Below are 18,213 nucleotides of genomic sequence, written 5' to 3'. Positions count from 1 at the left end.
TGACCATGGCGACCGGACCGCGGTGGAGGCGGCTGGGTCGTCCGCTGTCGCCGGACGCCACGCACGTCGTCGACCGTCCGCGCGGACGGGTCCCGGCGCCGCTGTCCAAGCGGTGGGCCGTGCTCAAGCAGCAGCGGACGACGATCCTCCAGCTCGCGCTGGCGTCGTCGGTGTCGTGGTACATCGCCACGCTCGTCTTCGGCCACCTGCAGCCGTTCTTCGCGCCCATCGCGGCGATCATCACCATCATCGCGAGCGTCGGGCAGCGACGCCGCACCGTCATCGAGCTGATCCTCGGCGTCTCGCTCGGCATCCTGGTGGGCGAGATCATCATCTCGATCATCGGACGCGGCGGCTGGCAGATCGGGATCGTCGTGGCGCTGGCGGTGACGGCCGCGATCTTCCTCGGCCTCAAGGGGCTGGCGCGCACGCAGTCGGCGACGTCGGCGGTGCTGCTGGCGGCCGTCGTCCCGATCACGGGCAGCGGCAACCCGGCGATCAACCGGTTCGTCGACGCCCTCGTCGGCGGCCTGATCGGCGTCCTGATCTCGGTGGTGCTGCCCGGAAACCCGGTGCGCAAGATCGACCGCGACGTCCAGTCGGTGGTCGTCGGGCTGGCCCAGCTGCTCGACCTCGTCGCCGAGTCGCTGCGCTACCACGACCCCGGCCCCGCGTGGACGGCCCTGCAGCAGGGCCGCGCGATGCAGCCCACCGTCGAAGGACTGACGTCGACGGTGTCGGTAGCCGACGAGGTCTCGCGCATCTCGCCGATCCGCTGGGGCCAGCGCGAGCACGTCCGCCTCTACGCCGACGCCATCCGCGACATCGACAACGCGGTGCGCGACTCCCGCGTGCTGTCGCGCCGCGTCCACACCATGCTCCGCCAGCGGGAGGCGTCACCCGAGGGCATGGACCTCGCCGTCTCCACGCTCGCCCGCGCCGTCCGGACGTTCGGCGACGACCTCGCCGAGCAGCACGACTTCGACGAGGCCCGCGACCTCCTCGTCGAGGCCGCCCGCGCCGCCACCCGCGCCCTGCCCAAGGCCGCGACGATGAACACCGCCGCCACCGTCGCCCAGATCCGCTCGCTCGCGGCCGACCTGCTCTACGCCATGGGGGCCAGCGCGCCCGAGGTGGACGAGTGGCTCCACTTCAGCTGACGTGTCGCGTGGCCGGTGCAGGTCGCCTGCCCGCAGGGCACCGACACCGACACCGACACCGGTGAGCGCCCGACGGTCACCGTGAGGCCCGACAGCGGCTCGTGCGCGACGTCCAGCGGTCCGCGCGCGACGGTCCCCAGTCGCCGCGGTGCGTCGTCGGCGACGGGGTGGGTGACGTCGGCGACGACCTCCACCCACGCGCCGTCCAGCACGAGGGCGCGGCCGCGCGGCGGCATGGCGAGCAGGTCGCCGGGCCCGAGCACGACGTGTGTCCAGACGAGGGGGAGCAGCGCGTGCCACCCCGGTCCGGTGAGGGCGCCGTCGGCGAGGAACGCGACGGTGCGGACCAGCTCGCGCTCGGCGGCCGTGACCCTCCGCGGTGAACCGGCCAGCCGGCGGTGCAACGAGGGCTCGACGGCGGTGCAGCGCGCCCTCAGGTCGCTCAGGCGCCGGGACCAGGTCGACGCGTGGAGGCCCGCCCACACCTCCGGCAGCCGGGACGGCGCGCTGGCGCCGTCGAGGTCGTCGAGCAGGCCGGCGACCCAGGCGAGGTCGAGCATCGAGGCGAGGGCGCGGGCGTCGGCCGCGGAGCGGGTGCCGGCGAACAGCTCGGTGCGGCGCTCGGCCACCAGCACCGTCACCTGGCTCAGGCGGGCGGGCGTGAGGGTCATGACGCCCCCAGCACAGCGAGCCACTGCTCGAATCCGTCGCTGACGGGCGGTACCGCCCACACCGCGGCCACCTGCACGAGCGCGACGACGCCGATCAGCACCTGCAGGCGTCGGGTGAGGTCGCGCGGCACGTGCGTGAGCGCGACCAGGGTGCACAGGAGGTAGACCGACACCGCCGTGAGCGGCAGCTGGAACCACAGCGCCATCACCATCACCGGGACGACGACCAGCTGCGCCAGGACCGTTAGCGGCTGGCGCCAGTAGAGCAGCGCCACGACGACGAACAGCGGGCTGACGAGCACGGTGAGCCCCACTTCGGCCGCGGCGATCCCGAGGCCACCGACGACTCCGTGGGTGAACTGCAGCGCGTCGTCGGTGAGGAGCACCCAGCCGAGGGCCGAGCCGGTGAACTGCCACTGCAGGAACGACCAGGCCACGGCCAGGAACATCACGGGGAACACCATGACCGCGACGGTGGCCGTGGCGGCGCCGGGCTCGTCGCGGAACCGGTCGCGGGCGATGAGCACCGACATGGCGGCCACGGCGATGGCGAAGAAGATGGCCAGGGGGTCGAACAAGAAGGCCCCGGCGAGCGCGAGTCCCACCATGAACCCCGCCTCGGTCTGGCGGGCGAGGGTGAACCAGGCGACGCCCTCGAGCGCCACGGTGAGGAGCGCGAGCGAGCCGATGGCCGCCATCGACTGACTCGCCACGTACGCCACGGCCGGCACGGCGAAGACGGTCGCGAGCAGCGCGCCGACGAGCAGGTGCGGCAGGTCGCGCTGCACCAGCAGCGCCCACACCCGCTGCAGCGCGAACGCCGCCAGGAGGCAGGCCACCAGCGATAGGCTCAGCGCACCACCGGGCAGGGCAGCGGCGGCCAGGGTGGGCAGCGGTGGGTAGGCCCAGCCGAGCCCGGACAGGTCGGCGCCGCCGGCGACGAGGGCCTCGGCGTGCAGGGCGAAGCGCTCGTTGGCGGCGCTGACGAACCCCTGGTGCGAGGCCCACCACGCCGCGACGGCCAGGGGCGCGGCCAGGGCCGCGCGCAGCGTCCAGCGGCGGCTCGGGCTAGCCGGCCACAGGCTCCGCATGGGGACGACCGAGGGCCCCGGCAGGCTCGACGGTGACGTGGTCGGGCTCGGCAGTACTGAGACCATGGGTCGTCTTCTCCCAGTAGTGGGGCTTGGTGATGAGCTGCCAGAGCGCCTTGTACGAGGCGATCGAGTGGAGCAGCCAGTAGACGGGGTTGAGCAGCGCCCACGGCACCAGCTCGTACCGCCGGCGCTTGAAGGCGCCCATCATCGAGATGTGGATCATCAGGCCGTTGCCGGCGATCAGGTTGAACAGGCTGACCCACAGCACCCAGCCGCCGAACAGCCCGCCGAGGGCCGACGGCCCCACCACGAGCGACGCGACGAACAGCGCCAGCAGCGGCGGGGTGCACAGGAACGTGGCCGGGGTGCCGCCGATGAGCAGCGCGAACGCGCCGACCTGCACGGGCCCGGCCTTGCGCACGAGCCTGCCGGGCTGACGGGCGTGGACGAGCAGCGTCTGCAGGTAGCCCTTGATCCAGCGCGAGCGCTGGCGCACCCAGTTGCCCGGGGCCCGGTTGGCCTCCTCGAACGTCGTCGAGTTGACGACGCCCACGGTCTTGCCCAGCGCCGACGCCCGGATGCCGAGGTCGGCGTCCTCGGTGACGTTGAAGGGGTCCCAGCCGCCGAGCTCGCGCAGGTCGGCGGTGCGGAAGTGGTTGGACGTGCCGCCGAGCGGGATCGGCAGGTGGAGCTTGTCCAGGCCCGGCAGCATGTAGTCGAACCAGAACGAGTACTCGAGGGTGAACATCCGGGTCAGCCAGTTGTCGGTGGCGTTCCAGTAGTTCAGGGCGGCCTGGACGCAGACGAGGTCGTCGCCGCCGCGGCGGAACGCGAGCACGGCCTTCTTCAGCTGGTCGGGGTCGGGCTTGTCCTCGGCGTCGTAGATCACCAGGTGCTCGCCGCGGGCGAAGAACAGGCCGACGTTGCAGGCCTTGGGCTTGGTCTGGGGGTGGCCCGGGGGGACGATCACGAAGGTCACCGTCTCGGGCGGACGGGCCGCCTTGGCCGCGGCGATCGTCTCGTCGTCGTCCTGCTCCAGGAGCAGCAGGATCTCGAGCTTCTCGGCCGGGTAGTCGAGCGCGCCGAGGTTGGCGATCAGGTCGGCCACCACGTTGGCCTCGCGGTAGACGGGGACGAGCACGGTGTAGACGGGGAGGTCACCGGGGTCGAGCGCCTCGACCTCGGCGTCGGTGACCTGCACGTGGTTCTCGCGCTTGGCGCCCGAGAGGCACACCACGTACTTGAAGAGCACCGACGCGAGGAACACCAGGCTGACGACCGCCATCGCGGTCTTGGCCGTGGCGAGCGGCGCGAGCACGGCCGCCACCGCGATCGCGACGAGCGTGAGGACGATGCCGAGCTTCTGCCGGCCCAGCACCGTCGTACGGGCGGACTGGGTGGCCTCGCGCTGCCACAGCCCCATCGTGGCCTGCTCGACGATCTCGTCGCGGAAGCCCTCGTGCAGGGCGTGGCGCAGGTCCCAGTCGGTGGTCACCTGGAACTGCACCGGTGTCGCGAGTGCCTGCTCCACCGTCGCGCGCAGGGCGGGCGTCGGGCGCTCGCTGGTGGCGACGAGGACGAACTCCGTGCCGGTGGCGCCCACGCGGCCGCGGCGTACCGGCACCCAGCCCTGGTCGGCGAGGCGGCGAGGGTCGAGCCCCTGCAGCACCCCGGCCTCGACGGGCTCGCGCACCAGGTCGATCAGCGTGTAGCCCCACATGTCGGCGAGCACCCGGAACAGGTCCACCCGCCGGACCAGGCCCGACGCGACGAGGACCTCGCCGAGGCGGCACTTGTGGGTCGTGGCGACGTCCAGGGCCCAGTCCCGCTGGCTCTCGGTGAGCAGGCTTGACGTCACGAGGGCCTCGCCCAGGGTCGGTGCTCGGTGCTTGCTCACTACTACATAGTGATGGCTTTTACCTCATCTTGTGTAGGAATTGAGGATTCCCGGAGAGACACGACGATCAGTGGACCGGACGGAACCCGCTGCACATGAGCCGCATCCAGTCGATCCGGCCGGCCGACTCGGTGAGGTAGGCGGTCTGCTCCACCAGGTGCAGCCCGTCGACGTTCAGGACCGTCAGCTGGTAGGTGAGGTGGGTCCGGTCCATCACCGCGTGGGTCTCGACCGACACCAGGTCGGTGATCCGGTCGGTGGGCTCGAACCAGGCCCCGAGCAGCACGTCGTCCACCAGGGCCGCCGACGAGGGCGCGCTCCAGGTGCGGCCCGGCGTCATGCCGTGGAAGTCGACGTCGGCGGCGAGGACGTCGCACAACTCGTCGCGGTCCTTGGCGGCCAGGGCCGCGGCGAAGCGGCACGCGAGCTCACCGGCCTCCTCGTCCACGTCGACGACGCTACTCCCGCGGACGCGGGGTGTCAGGGATCCCGGCGGAGTCGCTCCACATCGGCCCGCAGCCGGGTGATCTCCTCGCGCAGCGCACGGACGTCGCCGCGCGTCACCTGCTCGGCGTCCTCGTCGACCTGGCTGACGCGCTGGATCAGCCACGACGCGAGGCCGGCGGTCACCACGCCGAGCAGGGCGATGCCCGACAGCATCAGCACCGCGGCGACGATGCGTCCGGTCACGGTGACGGGGGCGTAGTCGCCGTACCCGACCGTGGTGATGGTCGTCATCGCCCACCACAGCGCGTCGCCGAACGTCTCGATGTTCGCGCCGGGCCGGCCGCGCTCGGCGTTGAGCACCGCGAGCGAGGCGACGAACACCACCAGCACGGTGGCGCCGGCGACGTACGCCGCGACCCGTCCGCGGAACGAGCCCGTCGCGTAGCGGTTGAGCACGTGCAGGAACGTGACGAGCCGCAGCAGCTGCAGCGGTCGCAGCAGGGGCAGGACGACGACCGCGAGGTCGAGCAGGTGGGTGCGGACGAACCTGCGCCGGTCGGGCGCCATCACGAGCCGCGCGACGTAGTCGACGACGAACACCGCCCACGTCACCGTGGTCGCGGTGCGGCACAGCACCACCCAGTGCCGCGGCAGGTCGGGGTCGAGGATGGGCCACGCGTACGCGGCCAGGAACACCACCGCCGACACCGTCAGCGGCCAGAAGGCGCGCCGGCGCCAGCGCGCCCGCCGCTCGCTCATGGTCACAGTCGAGGATCCACCGGTTCGGACTCCAGCGCCAGCACCGCGAACACCGCCTCGTGGACGCGCCACAGCGGCTCGTCGCGGGCGAGCCGCTCGAGCGCCTCGAGCCCGAGCGCGTACTCGCGCAGGGCGAGCGAGCGCTTGCGCCCGAGGTTGCGGTCACGCAGCCGCGCCAGGTGCTGGGCCTCGGTGTAGTCGGGGCCGTAGATGATCCGCAGGTACTCGCGTCCACGCACCTTGAGGCCGGGCTGGACCAGCCCCTTCTTCCCGCGCGTCAGGTTGGTCGCCGGCTTGACGACCATGCCCTCGCCACCGCCCGCCGTCAGCTGCTCCCACCACGCCACGCCCTCGGCGAGCGACGCCGCGTCGGCGGTGTCGACGAAGAGGCGACGGGTGGTGCGGAACGTCGACGGGTCGGCGGCCACCAGCCGGTCGGCGACGTCGAGGTGCCAGGCGTGCTCGCGCTCGGCGTACGTCCGTCCCTGGGTGGCGAGCACCTGGAACGGCGCGAGCTGCACGCCGTCGAGCCCGTCGACGGGCCAGCAGTAGCGGCGGTAGGCGTCGACGAACAGGTCGGCGTCGGTCGCGCGTGCCCGCGTGCGTCCGAGCAGGTCGGTGACGTCGACGCCGCGGTCGGCGGCGGCCTGCAGTCCGTCGGCGGCCGCAGCCAGGGACGACCGCGCGGACGCACCGACGGATGCGTACTGGTCGCGCAGCAGCTCGCCGGCCTTGGCCGACCACGGCAGCAGCTCGGCGTCGAGCAGCAGCCAGCCCGTCCCCAGCTCGTCCCAGAGCCCGGCGGCATCGACAGCCGCGCGCACCCGTCCGAGCAGCTCCTCAGTGAGGTCGCGCTCGAAGAACGTGCGGCCGGTTCGGGTGTGGACCGCTCCGGTCTCGCCGCCGGTGGCGCCGAAGCGTGACGCGGCGACGTCGGCGTCGCGGCACACGAGCACGACGGCCCGCGAGCCCATGTGCTTCTCCTCGCAGACCACCCGCGTGACGCCCTGGCTCGCGAACGCCGAGAACGCCTCGTCGGGGTGCTCGAGCAGGTCGGGGCGCGCCGAGGTGGCGACGGGCGCCATCGTCGGCGGCAGGTACGGCACCCAGCGCGGGTGCAGCGCGAAGCGGCTCATCACCTCGAGCGCGCCGGCCGCGTTCTCCTCGCCGATCGTGACCCGGCCGTGCTGCGACGTCTCGACGACGCGCTTGCCCAGCACGTCGTCGACGCTCAGTTGGTCGGGCTCGCGCGCGGCGGGCCCGGTGGTGAACGGCTTGCTCGGCTCGTGCCAGACCCGCTCGGCCGGCACCGCCACGACCTCCTTCTCGGGGTAGCGCAGCGCCGTCAGCTCGCCGCCGAACACGCAGCCGGTGTCGAGGCACATGGTGCCGTTGATCCACTCGACCTGCGGCGTGGGCACGTGGCCGTAGAGCACCATCGCGCTGCCGCGGTAGTCGTCGGCCCACGGCAGGCGCACGGGCAGGCCGAACTCGTCGGTCTCGCCCGTGGTGTCGCCGTAGAGCGCGAAGCTGCGCACCCGTCCGGACGCGCGGCCGTGGTACGCCTCCTTCAGCCCGGCGTGCGCGACCACGAGTCGGCCGTCGTCCAGCACCAGGTGGGAGACGAGGCCGTAGCAGAACTCGCGCACCTCGGCGACGAACGCGTCGTCCTCGCGCGAGAGCTGGTCGAGCGTCTCGGCGAGCCCGTGCGACGCCGTCACCTTCCTGCCGTCGAGCGCGCGGACGAGCTTGGCCTCGTGGTTGCCCGGCACGCACAGCGCGTGCCCGGCCTTCACCGCACCCATGACCAGGCGCAGCACGCCGGGGGAGTCGGGGCCGCGGTCGACGAGGTCGCCGACGAACACGGGCCGACGTCCGGCGGGGTGGGTGAGGTCGACGGCGCGGCCGGCGTCGTCGCGGACGAGGGCGTAGTCCAGCTTCCCGAGCAGCGTCTCCAGCTCGGATCGGCAGCCGTGCACGTCGCCGATCACGTCGAACGGCCCGTGCTCGTCGCGGAGGTCGTTGCGCAGCCGCTCGCGGACGATCGTCGCCGCCTCGACCTCCTCGACGCTCGACAGCACGTGCACCTGGCGGAACCCCTCGCGCTGCAGCCCGCGGATCGACCGCCGCAGCTGCTCGGCCTGGCGCTTGACGACGCGCGCGCCGAAGTCGCGGTCGGGCCGCTCGGCGTTGCGGGCGACGCAGACGCTCTCGGGCAGGTCGAGCACGATCGCCACTGGCAGCACGTCGCGGTCCTTGGCCAGCTGGACGAGGCTGCGGCGGGCGTCGCGCTGGACGTTGGTGGCGTCGACGACCGTCAGGCGCCCGCGGGCCAGGCGCTTGCCGGCGATGAAGCCCAGCACGTCGAACGCGTCGGACGTGACGGACTGGTCGTTCTCGTCGTCGGACACCAGTCCGCGGCAGACGTCGCTGGAGATCACCTCGTACGCACTGAAGTGCTGGCGCGCGAAGGTGGACTTGCCCGAGCCGGACGGGCCCACCAGGGCGACGAGGCTCAGCTCGGGGATGCTGAGCTCGTTCGTGTGGGGCTCGGTCACGATGCCGCCTGGCTGGTCTCGATGCGGGTGAACACGGCCATCTGGGTGGGTGGGCCGACCTCGGGGTCGTCGTCGCCCACGGGGGCGTAGCGGACGGCGTAGCCGTGACGGGCGCCGACGCCCTCGGCCCACGCGGCGAGCTCGGCGCGCGTCCACTCGAAGCGGTGGTCGCGGTGGCGGAACGTCCCCGCGGGCAGGTGCTCGTAGCGCACGTTGTGCTCCACGTTGGGCGTGGTGACGACGACCGTGCGCGGCCGGAACCCCGCGAACACGGTGGTCTCGAGCGCGGGCAGCCGCTCGGGGTCGAGGTGCTCGACCACCTCCATCAGCACGACGGCGTCGTACCCGGCGAAGCGGTCGTCGCGGTACGTCAGCGACGACTGCGCCAGCGTCAGCTTGCTGCGCTGGGTGTCGGGCAGGCGGTCGAGGTCGAGCCGCCTCTCGGCGACCTCGAGCGCGCGGGCGGACACGTCGACGCCCACCACCTCGCCGAACGCGGGGTCGCGCACCAGGTCGCGCAGCAGCGCGCCCTCGCCGCATCCCATGTCGACGACGCGCGACGCGCCCTCGGCCCTGAGCGCCTCGACGACGGTGCGCCGCCGCGTGACGACGAGCGGCAGGGTCTCGCGGTCGTCGTCGGGTGCGGGCTCGTCGACGGTGCCGTCGAGCTCGGTGAGCCGCGTGGTGGCGTCGAGGACGAGGTCGCGCTGGTGCTTGAGGTAGCGGCGGGTGACGAGCTCGCGCTCGGGGTGCGCGCCCAGCCAGTCGCCGCCGGCGCGAAGCAGCTTGTCGACCTCGTCGCCGGTGACCCAGTAGTGCTTGGCGTCGTCCAGCACGGGAAGCAGGACGTACAGGTGGCTCAGCGCGTCGGCCAGCACGACGTCGCCGGTCAGCGTGAGGTCGACGTAGCGGGAGCCGCCCCACGCCGGCACCGTCTCATCGAGCGCGATCGGGCGCGCGTCGACCGTCCAGCCCAGCGGCTCGAACAGCCGGCGGACGAGGTCGGCGCCGCCGGCGCTGGGCAGCGTCGGCACGTGGATCGTCAGGGGGAGGGCCTGGGTGACCAGGTCGGGACGCGCGTCGCACCGCCCGGCCATCGCCGTCCGGAACGCCTTGCCCATCGCCACGGCGAGCATCGACGACGCCGCGTACGGCCGGTCGTTGACGTACTGGCCGAGGGAGAACGCGTCCCGCTGCCCCCGGCGGCCCTTGACCAGCGCGATCGGGTCGATCTCCAGCAGCAGGGCGACGGTGCACCGCTCGTCGCTCGCCTCGGGGTAGAACACGTGCGCCCGGCCGGCGAGGACGTCGAGGCTCTGCGCCCGCTCGGGGTGCTTGTGGAGCAGGAAGCCGAGGTCGGTCGCCGGGGTCGACGTCGAGGTGAGGGTCAGGTACACCGCACCATCCTGTCGGACGCGCCCACGCGGCACGACCGCGATTAGCTGGCCAGGTGCCCCCCATAAGCGCTTGAGTGTGCAGGAAACCTCTTCGGCGAGCAACAACACGGGGCCGGCTGCTATCACTCCCACGAGGGTGAGCCGATGGACCTTACCGCCCGAGCATTTCGCCGCGGTGCCGACCGCGGCGTCGGGCCTGCCATTCGTCGACGTCGGCGCTCAGACAGGTGCCGTCCCAAGCTCACTTATGCCCGCAAGCGGGCCATGGCGACCTGCCGCTGATGTACGCCCCGTACTCCCGTGATGACCCCAGCCGCTGGCGCCTGGGAGAACTGGCTAAGTGCTGCCGCTTGGTGATGGCAGCGACGTGTCCAGAGCGCGATCAAGATGGCTGCGATGCTCTATCGTTGGCTCGGCGGAGAACTAGACGGTGACGGGTGCGGCTCGACGCCAGGATGGACGGGCACGGTGTCGGGTTTATGGGTGCCAGCCCTTATTCTGGCTTACAAGTTTGCAATGCGAGTCATGATCGATAAGGAAGTCTCCTTTCCGGACTTTATAAAGCAGTTGCTATCACTGCCGATCGACATTTCCTTTCTTGCGGTCTCGTTGGTGGCTGGCCTGCTAGTGGTCACCCAGGACGTTGACGAGAGGGATCTTGCGTTGCTTGTTGCTAGCATGATAGTTGGTGCGGTGGCTGTCTTCCTGTCTAGGCGAAGCGACCGATTTTTCACGGAGAGCCGCATAGGCATGCTCTTTGTGCCGCTGACTATCAACCTCTTTATAACAGTTGGACTGCTTGTTTACATAGTGAGCTACATTCAGGATGGAATGAAGGCATGACAGGATCGACGCTCTCAGTAGTGGCTGCCGTCGTGGCGCCTATCCTGGCATTCGTCCTTGCGATGCTGCTCATTTACGAGCGGGTGCGTAAGGGCAACTACGACCACGAAAGACGCCAGATTGAACTCGAAATGATGCGCAGGTCGTTAGAAGGGAAAATTTATGATCTGAATAGTCAACTGGTCTCAACGGAAGAGCGTTGGCGGGACGCAAACCACCTGTTGTTGGCGTCGCAGAGTGTTCAAGGATCGTCTGCACGGAGTCCGCGCCTAGTAGATTCGCCAATCGTTGCGAGCGCCAATGTGCGGGATGCTGATTTGCGTGGGGATCCGCAACTGGTGTTTGTTCTGACGCCCTTTCACCAGTCTTATGCGGCCGATTTTACGGCTGTGAAGGAGGCTTGTGATGGCATAGGCATGCGGGCGGTGCGTGGGGATGAGGACTTTAGGCCCGAGGATGTATTTTCACATATAGTGCAAATGATCGTCCGTGCACGGATAATCGTTGCAAATATCAACGGTCGGAATCCCAATGTGATGTACGAACTGGGGATTGCGCAAACGCTAGGGAAGACGACCATTCTTGTAGCGAGTAGACCGGAAGACGTCCCATTCGATGTTCGTGCTCGCCAACTCGTGATCTTCGACAGCAACGACGACCTCGTCCAGAAACTTCGCGCGGAGATTACGAAGGCACTCGTTGCTGAGGGATGACTGGGTTTGACCCGTGCGAGGTCTGGCGACGACCCAAGAAATCAGCCCCCACCCTTTAAGGGTGGGGGCTGATTGAGATGATGTGCGCCATCAGGGACTCGAACCCCGAACCCGCTGATTAAGAGTCAGCTGCTCTGCCTATTGAGCTAATGGCGCATGTCGCCCGGACGCTGGCGAGAGCCTCCGGGCAACGAGGAGAGACTGTAGCAGGACGGTCAGCCCCGGATGAAATCGAGTACCGCGTGGGCGGCGTTGTGGCCCGCGATGCCGCTGACGGCGCCGCCGCGACGGGCACCGCTGCCGCACATCAGCACCCGCGGGTGGGGGGTGGCGACGCCCCAGCGCTCGGCCGGGGTCTCGGCCGCGTCCAAGCTCGACAGCCACGGCCAGGCGAGGTCGCCGTGGAAGATGTGGCCGCCGGGCATGTTGAGGGCAAGCTCGATGTCGAGGGGGTTCTTGGCCTCGATGCAGGGGCGGCCGTCGGCGTCGTGGGCGAGGACGGACTCGAGCGGCTCGGCGAGGTGCTGGTCCATCTCGGCGATGGCGCGCTCGACGGCGAGCTTGGTCTGGCCCACCGGGTCGGTCTCGAACAGCTCGGACGGGGTGTGCAGGCCGAAGTACGTCAGCGTGTGGGCGCCGGACGCGGCCAGCTCGGCGCCGAGGATCGACGGGTCGGTGAGGGTGTGGCAGTAGGTCTCGCCCGGCATCCGGGACGGGACGCTGCCCGCCGCGGCCTCGGCGTGGGCCGTCTCGAGCTCGGAGTAGCTCTCGCCCAGGTGCAGGGTGCCGGCGAACGCCGTCTCGGGGTCCATGCCGCTGGCCAGCTGAGGCAGGCGGTCCACCAGCAGGTTGATCTTCAGCTGTGCGCCGCTGGGCTTGGAGCGCACCTCGCGGCCCACCAGCTCGTCGAGGACGGCCGGGGCCGCGCCGCAGAGCACCCAGTCGCAGTCGATCGTCGTCTCCCCGTCAGGTCCGGCGAAGGTCACTTGCGCGCCGTCGTCGTCCGAGCGGATCGACGTCACGGTGCAGCCGGTGCGCAGCTGGGCGCCGGCGTGCGTGGCGGCGCGGGCGAGCTCGCCGGTGACGGCGCCCATGCCACCGACGGGCACGCGCCACTCACCCGTCCCGTTGCCGACGAGGTGGTACAGGAAGCACTTGTTCTGGATCAGCGACGCGTCGTTGAGCGACGCGAACGTCCCGATCAGGGCGTCGGTGGCGACGACGCCGCGCACGAGGTCGTCGTGGAAGCGCTGCTCGATCGTCTGCCCCAGGGGCTGCTCGACGATCGCGTCCCACGTGGCGGTCTCGGCGTCCTCGCGCAGACGGGACGCGCGAGGCAGCTGCTGCAGGAACGTCGGCGCCACCACCTCGGCGAGCCCGGCCACCTCGTCGTAGAAGCGCTCCCAGGCCGTGTACGCCGACTCGTCGCCGGTGAGGCGCAGGAACGACTCGGACGTCGCCTGGCTCGGCACCGACTCCACCAGCAGCCCGTCGGCCACGCCGTCGCGCAGCGTGGGGGAGAAGGACGCGGTGGGGCGCGAGCGCAGGTCCAGGTCGAGGCCCAGGTCGGCGATCAGCGCCTCGGGCATCAGGCTCACCAGGTACGAGTACCGCGACAGCCGCGCCGGCACCCCCGCCCACGGCTCGACGCTGACGGCGGCGCCGCCCGTCGCGTCCAGACGCTCCAGCACGACGGTGCGCAGTCCCGCGCGGGCCAGGTAGGTCGCGGCGACGAGGGCGTTGTGGCCGCCCCCGACCACCACCACGTCTGCGTGCTCGCTCATTGGCGCTCGATCGTCATGGCCAGAGCGTAGGGCTCCCGGGTCGATCCTCACGATCCGGTGACGTCAGGCCCGTCCGCCGCGCGCGGACGGGCCGGAGCTCGCCTAGTCGTGGGGACCCCCGGCCGCGGGACGTCACCCGTCCTCGTGGCCCGCCCAGCCCAGGGCGTGCTCCACCGCGCGGTTCCAGCGCGACGCCTCCCTGCGGCGCAGGCCGGCGTCCATGTCCGGCTGCCACGACGCCGCCCGGTGCCAGTTGCGCTGCAGGGAGGCGAGGTCGGACCAGTAGCCGACCGTCAATCCGGCCGCGTACGCCGCGCCGAGGCACACGGTCTCGGACACCAGCGGACGGTCGACGCCCACGTCGAGCACGTCGGAGACGAACTGCATGAGCAGGTGGTTGGACGTCATGCCGCCGTCGACGCGAAGCGCGGCCAGCTCGATGCCGGCCTCGGCACGGATCGCCTCGACCACCTCGTAGGTCTGCCAGCCCGTGGCCTCCAGCACGGCGCGCGCCAGGTGCCCGCGGCCCACGTACGAGGTGAGCCCGACGATGACGCCGCGCGCGTCCTGCTCCCAGCGCGGCGCGTACAGACCCGAGAACGCCGGGACGATGTAGCAGCCGCCGTTGTCGTCGACGCTGCGCGCGAGCGTCTCGATCTGCGGGGCGGTGCGGATCATCCCGAGCGAGTCGCGGAACCACTGCACGAGCGACCCGGCCATCGCGATGGAGCCCTCGACGGCGTAGACGGGGTCGTCGTCGCCGAGCACGTAGCCGACGGTGGTGAGCAGGCTCGGCGTGGACGTCGGTCGCTTGGTGCCCGCGTTGACGAGCAGGAACGCACCGGTCCCGTAGGTGCACTTGGCCTCGCCGGCGGTGAAGCAGGTCTGCCCGAACAGCGCGGCCTGCTGGTCGCCCAGCGCCGCGGCGAGCGGGACGCCGGGCAGCAGGGACGCGCACGTGCCGTACCCCTCGGCGCTGGAGCGGATCTCGGGCATCACCGAGCGGGGGAGGTCCATCGCGGCGAGCAGCCGGTCGTCCCACTGCAGGGTGTCGAGGTCCATCAGCATCGTGCGGCTCGCGTTGGTGGCGTCGGTGACGTGGGTGCCGCCGTCCGGGCCGCCGGTGAGGTTCCACATCAGCCAGGAGTCGATGGTGCCGAACAGCAGCTCGCCCGCGTCGGCCTTCTCCCGCAGCCCGCGGACGTTGTCGAGCAGCCAGCGCAGCCGCGGGCCGGCGAAGTAGGTCGTGGGACGCAGGCCCGTCAGCTCGCGCACCAGCGGCTCGTGCCCGTCGGCCACCAGCTGCTCGACCACCTCGGCGCTGCGGGTGTCCTGCCAGGTGATCGCCGGGCCGAGCGAGCGTCCCGTCCGCGGGTCCCACACGACGGTGGTCTCGCGCTGGTTGGCGATGCCCAGGCCCACCACGTCGGACGGCGACGCACCCGCCTGCGCCAGCGCGGCGGGCACCACGCGCTGGACGTTGCGCCAGATCTCGTCGGCGTCGTGCTGCACCCAGCCCGGCCGCGGGAACTCCTGGCGGTGCTCGCGCTGGGCGAGCGACACCGTCTGCCCCTGCCGGTCGAACAGCATGCAGCGCGTCGACGTCGTCCCCTGGTCGATCGCCGCGATCAGCGCCCGGCTCACGACGGCGCCACCAGCGCCCGCGAGATGGCCCGGCCGGTCGCGCGCACCTCGCGCACGACCTCGGGACGCGCCGCGCCACCGGACGCGAACACCTTGTCGACGGGGCCGACGACGGCCACCGCGCCGACGGCCAGGCCGCCGAGGCCGCGCAACGCCACCGCGACGCTGCCGACGCCCGGCTGGTGCTCGCCGAGCGCCGACGCCCAGCCCTGACGGCGCACCCGCTGCAGCTCGCCCTCCAGCTCGGCCCGCGTGCGGACGGTGCGCGTGGTGAACCGCTCCAGCGTGGACGGACGCGCGCCGCGCGAGGCCGTCGTCGCCAGCACGACCTTGCCGGTGGCCGTGGCGTGCAGGGGCAGCGACTCGCCCACCCGGAGCGCCTGCGCCGTGTCGTCGGGGCGGAACACGTGGTGGACGACGCGCACGTCGTCGCCCTGCGGCATCGAGACGAGCACCTCGAGCCGGACGTGGGCCGCGAGCGCGTCGGCCCAGTTGGTGGCGTGCGAGCGCAGGTCGTGCGGGTCGAGTCCGAGCCGGTCGAGGTCGGTCAGGCCGCTGCCGAGCGTGTAGGCCGATCCCGGTGCGGGCTGGTCGACGAAGCCGACGTCGCGCAGCGTGCGCACCAGGCCGAACGCGGTGGTCTTGGGCAGGTCGAGGACGGCGGCGATCTCGGCGAGCTCGAGCGGACGTCCGGCGCCACCCAGCACGCGCAGGACGGCGGCGGCGCGCTCGACGGACTGCAGGGCTCCGGGCACGCCTCACACCCTAGCGTTCGGGATTGTCGAACGGCCCTCGTTGACCCTCGTCACACCGCCTCCTAGTTTCGGGACACCCCGCAACGGTGCGGGGCCGACGGACTGGAGGGTTCCGTGAACAAGAACGCGTACACCGGGGAGCTGATCGCCGAGTTCCTCGGCACGATGATCCTCATCCTGTTCGGCGTGGGCGTCGTCGCCCAGGTCGTCACCGGGGGCGGCCCCGGACCGGACTCGACGGCCGGCAACTACGACTCGATCGCCTGGGCCTGGGGCATCGGCGTGACGATGGGTGTGTACGTCGCCGCCCGTCTCAGCGGCGCCCACCTGAACCCCGCGGTCACCATCGCGCTGGCCGCCTTCAAGGGCTTCGAGTGGCGCAAGGTCGGCCCGTTCGTCGTGGCCCAGACGCTCGGCGCGTTCGTCGCCGGACTCATCGTCCGCGTCACCTACGCCGACGCGATCGCCAAGATCGACCCCGGCCACACCAAGGCCACGCAGGGCATCTGGTCGACGTCGCCCGGCGCCGGCATCTCGATCCCGACCGCGTTCCTCGACCAGATCGTCGGCACCGCGATCCTCGTCCTGGTCATCTTCGCCCTCACCACGGCGGCCAACAACGGCCCGCTGTCGAACATGGCGCCGCTGCTCGTCGGCCTGCTGGTCGTCGGTCTCGGCATGGCGTGGGGCTCCAACGCCGGCTACGCGATCAACCCGGCCCGCGACTTCGGTCCGCGCCTGGCGTCGTTCATCACCGGATACTCCGGGGCGTTCGAGTCGGCGAACGGTCCAGAGCTGTACTTCTGGCTCCCGATCATCGCGCCGATCATCGGCGGACTCATCGGCGGCGCGATCTTCAAGTTCATGATCGAGCCCTACCTGCCCGAGGACGTCCTGCCCGCGAGCAACAACCCCACCGGCGACACGGTCTCCTGACCGCCCCCACCCTCGACAAGGAGCATGACCATGGCTGACTACATCGGTTCGATCGACCAGGGCACCACCAGCACCCGCTTCATGATCTTCGACCACGGCGGCAACGAGGTCGCCCGCCACCAGCTCGAGCACGAGCAGATCCTGCCGCAGGCGGGCTGGGTGGAGCACAACCCCACGGAGATCTGGGAGCGCACGTCCGCGGTCATCCAGACCGCCATGGACAAGGCCGGTCTCACCCACGAGGACCTCGCCGCGCTCGGCATCACCAACCAGCGCGAGACCACCGTCGTGTGGAACAAGAACACCGGCCGTCCGTACTACAACGCGATCGTCTGGCAGGACACCCGCACCGACCGCATCGCCACCGCGCTCGACCGCGACGGACGCGGCGACGTCATCCGTCAGAAGGCCGGCCTGCCCCCGGCGCCGTACTTCTCCGGCGGCAAGATCCAGTGGATCCTGGAGAACGTCGACGGCGTGCGCGAGGCCGCCGAGGCCGGTGACGCCATCTTCGGCAACACCGACTCGTACCTCATCTGGCACCTGACAGGCGGCCGCAACGGCGGCGTGCACGTCACCGACGTCACCAACGCCAGCCGCACGATGCTGATGGACCTCGAGACCCTCGAGTGGGACGACGAGCTGCTCGGCTTCTTCGACATCCCGCGCCAGATGCTGCCCGAGATCAAGTCGTCGTCGGTGCCCGAGGGCTACGGCGAGACGCTCGAGAACGGACCGTTCGGCGGCGCCGTCAAGATCACCGGCATCCTCGGCGACCAGCAGGCCGCCACCGTCGGCCAGGTCTGCTTCGCGCCCGGCGAGGCCAAGAACACCTACGGCACCGGCAACTTCATGCTGCTCAACACCGGCACCGAGATCGTCCGCAGCAAGTCGGGCCTGCTCACCACGCCGGCCTACAAGTTCGGCGACGAGCCGTGCGTCTACGCGCTGGAGGGCTCGATCGCCGTCACCGGCTCGGCCGTGCAGTGGCTGCGCGACCAGCTCGGCATCATCTCCGGTGCCGCGCAGTCCGAGTCGCTCGCCAAGCAGGTCGAGGACAACGGCGGCGTCTACTTCGTGCCCGCCTTCTCCGGCCTGTTCGCGCCGTACTGGCGCTCGGACGCCCGCGGCGCGATCGTCGGGCTGTCGCGCTTCAACACCAACGCGCACCTGGCCCGCGCCACCCTCGAGGCGATCTGCTACCAGAGCCGCGACGTGGCCGAGGCGATGGAGAAGGACTCCGGCGTGGTGCTCGAGGTGCTCAAGGTCGACGGCGGCGTCACCGCCAACGAGCTGTGCATGCAGATCCAGTCCGACATCCTCGGCGTCCCGGTCAGCCGTCCGGTCGTGGCCGAGACCACCGCCCTGGGTGCGGCCTACGCGGCCGGCCTGGCCGTCGGGTTCTGGAAGAACACCGACGAGCTGCGCGAGAACTGGAACGAGTCCAAGCGCTGGGAGCCCAGCTGGGATGAAGACCAGCGCGAGACTGGTTACACCCAGTGGAAGAAGGCCGTCACGAGGACGCTCGACTGGGTCGACGTCCAGTGACAACCAG

At 71.0% G+C, this 18,213-nt stretch carries 15 protein-coding genes and 1 tRNA gene; 5 read left to right on the top strand and 11 right to left on the bottom strand.

Features of this window, described 5'->3' with window-relative positions; translation table 11 throughout:
* Window positions 1-5 precede the first annotated feature (5 nt).
* The gene (locus tag ACI6PP_RS01675; protein WP_421108516.1) at window positions 6-1,160 is read left to right on the top strand and encodes an FUSC family protein; all 1,155 of its coding nucleotides are present in this window, start codon (window positions 6-8) and stop codon (window positions 1,158-1,160) included.
* On the opposite strand, the gene ACI6PP_RS01670 is transcribed toward ACI6PP_RS01675, so the two are convergent.
* The 7 genes from ACI6PP_RS01670 to ACI6PP_RS01640 form a co-directional block, all read right to left on the bottom strand.
* Complete coding sequence (locus ACI6PP_RS01670) at window positions 1,106-1,831, bottom strand: hypothetical protein (protein ID WP_421108514.1); 726 nt, start codon at window positions 1,829-1,831, stop codon at window positions 1,106-1,108. The two genes, ACI6PP_RS01675 and ACI6PP_RS01670, sit on opposite strands and share 55 nt — an antisense overlap.
* Window positions 1,828-2,922: a hypothetical protein gene (locus ACI6PP_RS01665; RefSeq protein WP_421108512.1), complete on the bottom strand. Its 1,095-nt coding sequence runs from the start codon at window positions 2,920-2,922 to the stop codon at window positions 1,828-1,830. Before ACI6PP_RS01665 ends, ACI6PP_RS01670 begins: the two co-directional genes overlap by 4 nt.
* Complete coding sequence (locus tag ACI6PP_RS01660) at window positions 2,900-4,822, bottom strand: glycosyltransferase (RefSeq protein WP_421108510.1); 1,923 nt, start codon at window positions 4,820-4,822, stop codon at window positions 2,900-2,902. Before ACI6PP_RS01660 ends, ACI6PP_RS01665 begins: the two co-directional genes overlap by 23 nt.
* Window positions 4,823-4,889: 67 nt before the next feature.
* Window positions 4,890-5,270 carry a hypothetical protein gene (locus ACI6PP_RS01655; protein WP_421108509.1) on the bottom strand — a complete coding sequence of 127 codons (381 nt, stop codon included), beginning with the start codon at window positions 5,268-5,270 and terminating at the stop codon, window positions 4,890-4,892.
* A gap of 32 nt (window positions 5,271-5,302) precedes the next feature.
* The gene (locus ACI6PP_RS01650; RefSeq protein WP_421108507.1) at window positions 5,303-6,028 is read right to left on the bottom strand and encodes a potassium channel family protein; all 726 of its coding nucleotides are present in this window, start codon (window positions 6,026-6,028) and stop codon (window positions 5,303-5,305) included.
* 2 nt (window positions 6,029-6,030) lie between these two features.
* On the bottom strand, window positions 6,031-8,586 hold the full coding sequence (locus ACI6PP_RS01645) for a polynucleotide kinase-phosphatase (RefSeq protein WP_421108505.1): 2,556 nt from the start codon (window positions 8,584-8,586) through the stop codon (window positions 6,031-6,033).
* Window positions 8,583-9,983, bottom strand: coding sequence for a 3' terminal RNA ribose 2'-O-methyltransferase Hen1 (locus ACI6PP_RS01640; RefSeq protein WP_421108503.1), 1,401 nt, complete (start codon window positions 9,981-9,983; stop codon window positions 8,583-8,585). The genes ACI6PP_RS01645 and ACI6PP_RS01640 overlap by 4 nt, the downstream gene beginning before the upstream one ends.
* 387 nt (window positions 9,984-10,370) lie before the next feature.
* Between ACI6PP_RS01640 and ACI6PP_RS01635 the strand changes: the two genes are divergently transcribed.
* Together ACI6PP_RS01635 and ACI6PP_RS01630 are read left to right on the top strand one after the other, a co-directional pair.
* The gene (locus tag ACI6PP_RS01635) at window positions 10,371-10,826 is read left to right on the top strand and encodes a hypothetical protein (protein WP_421108501.1); all 456 of its coding nucleotides are present in this window, start codon (window positions 10,371-10,373) and stop codon (window positions 10,824-10,826) included.
* A gap of 20 nt (window positions 10,827-10,846) precedes the next feature.
* A complete protein-coding gene (locus tag ACI6PP_RS01630) occupies window positions 10,847-11,539 on the top strand; it encodes a hypothetical protein (RefSeq protein ID WP_421108499.1) in 693 nt (230 codons plus the stop codon).
* An 83-nt stretch (window positions 11,540-11,622) separates the two neighbouring features.
* On the opposite strand, the gene ACI6PP_RS01625 is transcribed toward ACI6PP_RS01630, so the two are convergent.
* The 4 genes from ACI6PP_RS01625 to ACI6PP_RS01610 form a co-directional block, all read right to left on the bottom strand.
* A tRNA-Lys gene (locus tag ACI6PP_RS01625) sits at window positions 11,623-11,695 on the bottom strand.
* Between the two features lie 59 nt (window positions 11,696-11,754).
* Window positions 11,755-13,323, bottom strand: a complete 1,569-nt coding sequence (locus ACI6PP_RS01620; RefSeq protein ID WP_421108497.1) for a phytoene desaturase family protein — start codon at window positions 13,321-13,323, stop codon at window positions 11,755-11,757.
* 132 nt (window positions 13,324-13,455) lie between these two features.
* Entirely contained in the window at window positions 13,456-14,967 is a 1,512-nt protein-coding gene (gene glpK, locus ACI6PP_RS01615) for a glycerol kinase GlpK (protein WP_421108495.1), read from the bottom strand.
* A complete protein-coding gene (locus tag ACI6PP_RS01610; protein ID WP_421108494.1) occupies window positions 14,964-15,722 on the bottom strand; it encodes an IclR family transcriptional regulator in 759 nt (252 codons plus the stop codon). Before ACI6PP_RS01610 ends, glpK (ACI6PP_RS01615) begins: the two co-directional genes overlap by 4 nt.
* A 114-nt stretch (window positions 15,723-15,836) precedes the next feature.
* Here ACI6PP_RS01610 and ACI6PP_RS01605 point away from each other — a divergent pair, with 114 nt between their 5' ends.
* Window positions 15,837-16,658 carry an MIP/aquaporin family protein gene (locus ACI6PP_RS01605; protein WP_421108492.1) on the top strand — a complete coding sequence of 274 codons (822 nt, stop codon included), beginning with the start codon at window positions 15,837-15,839 and terminating at the stop codon, window positions 16,656-16,658.
* Between the two features lie 24 nt (window positions 16,659-16,682).
* Complete coding sequence (gene glpK / locus ACI6PP_RS01600) at window positions 16,683-18,206, top strand: glycerol kinase GlpK (RefSeq protein ID WP_421108491.1); 1,524 nt, start codon at window positions 16,683-16,685, stop codon at window positions 18,204-18,206.
* The last annotated feature ends 7 nt before the right edge of the window (window positions 18,207-18,213 follow it).

Source organism: Solicola agrisoli, from assembly GCF_049059935.1.
GTDB lineage: Bacteria > Actinomycetota > Actinomycetes > Propionibacteriales > Nocardioidaceae > JAURVT01.
This window is presented reverse-complemented; position numbering and strand designations above follow the sequence as displayed.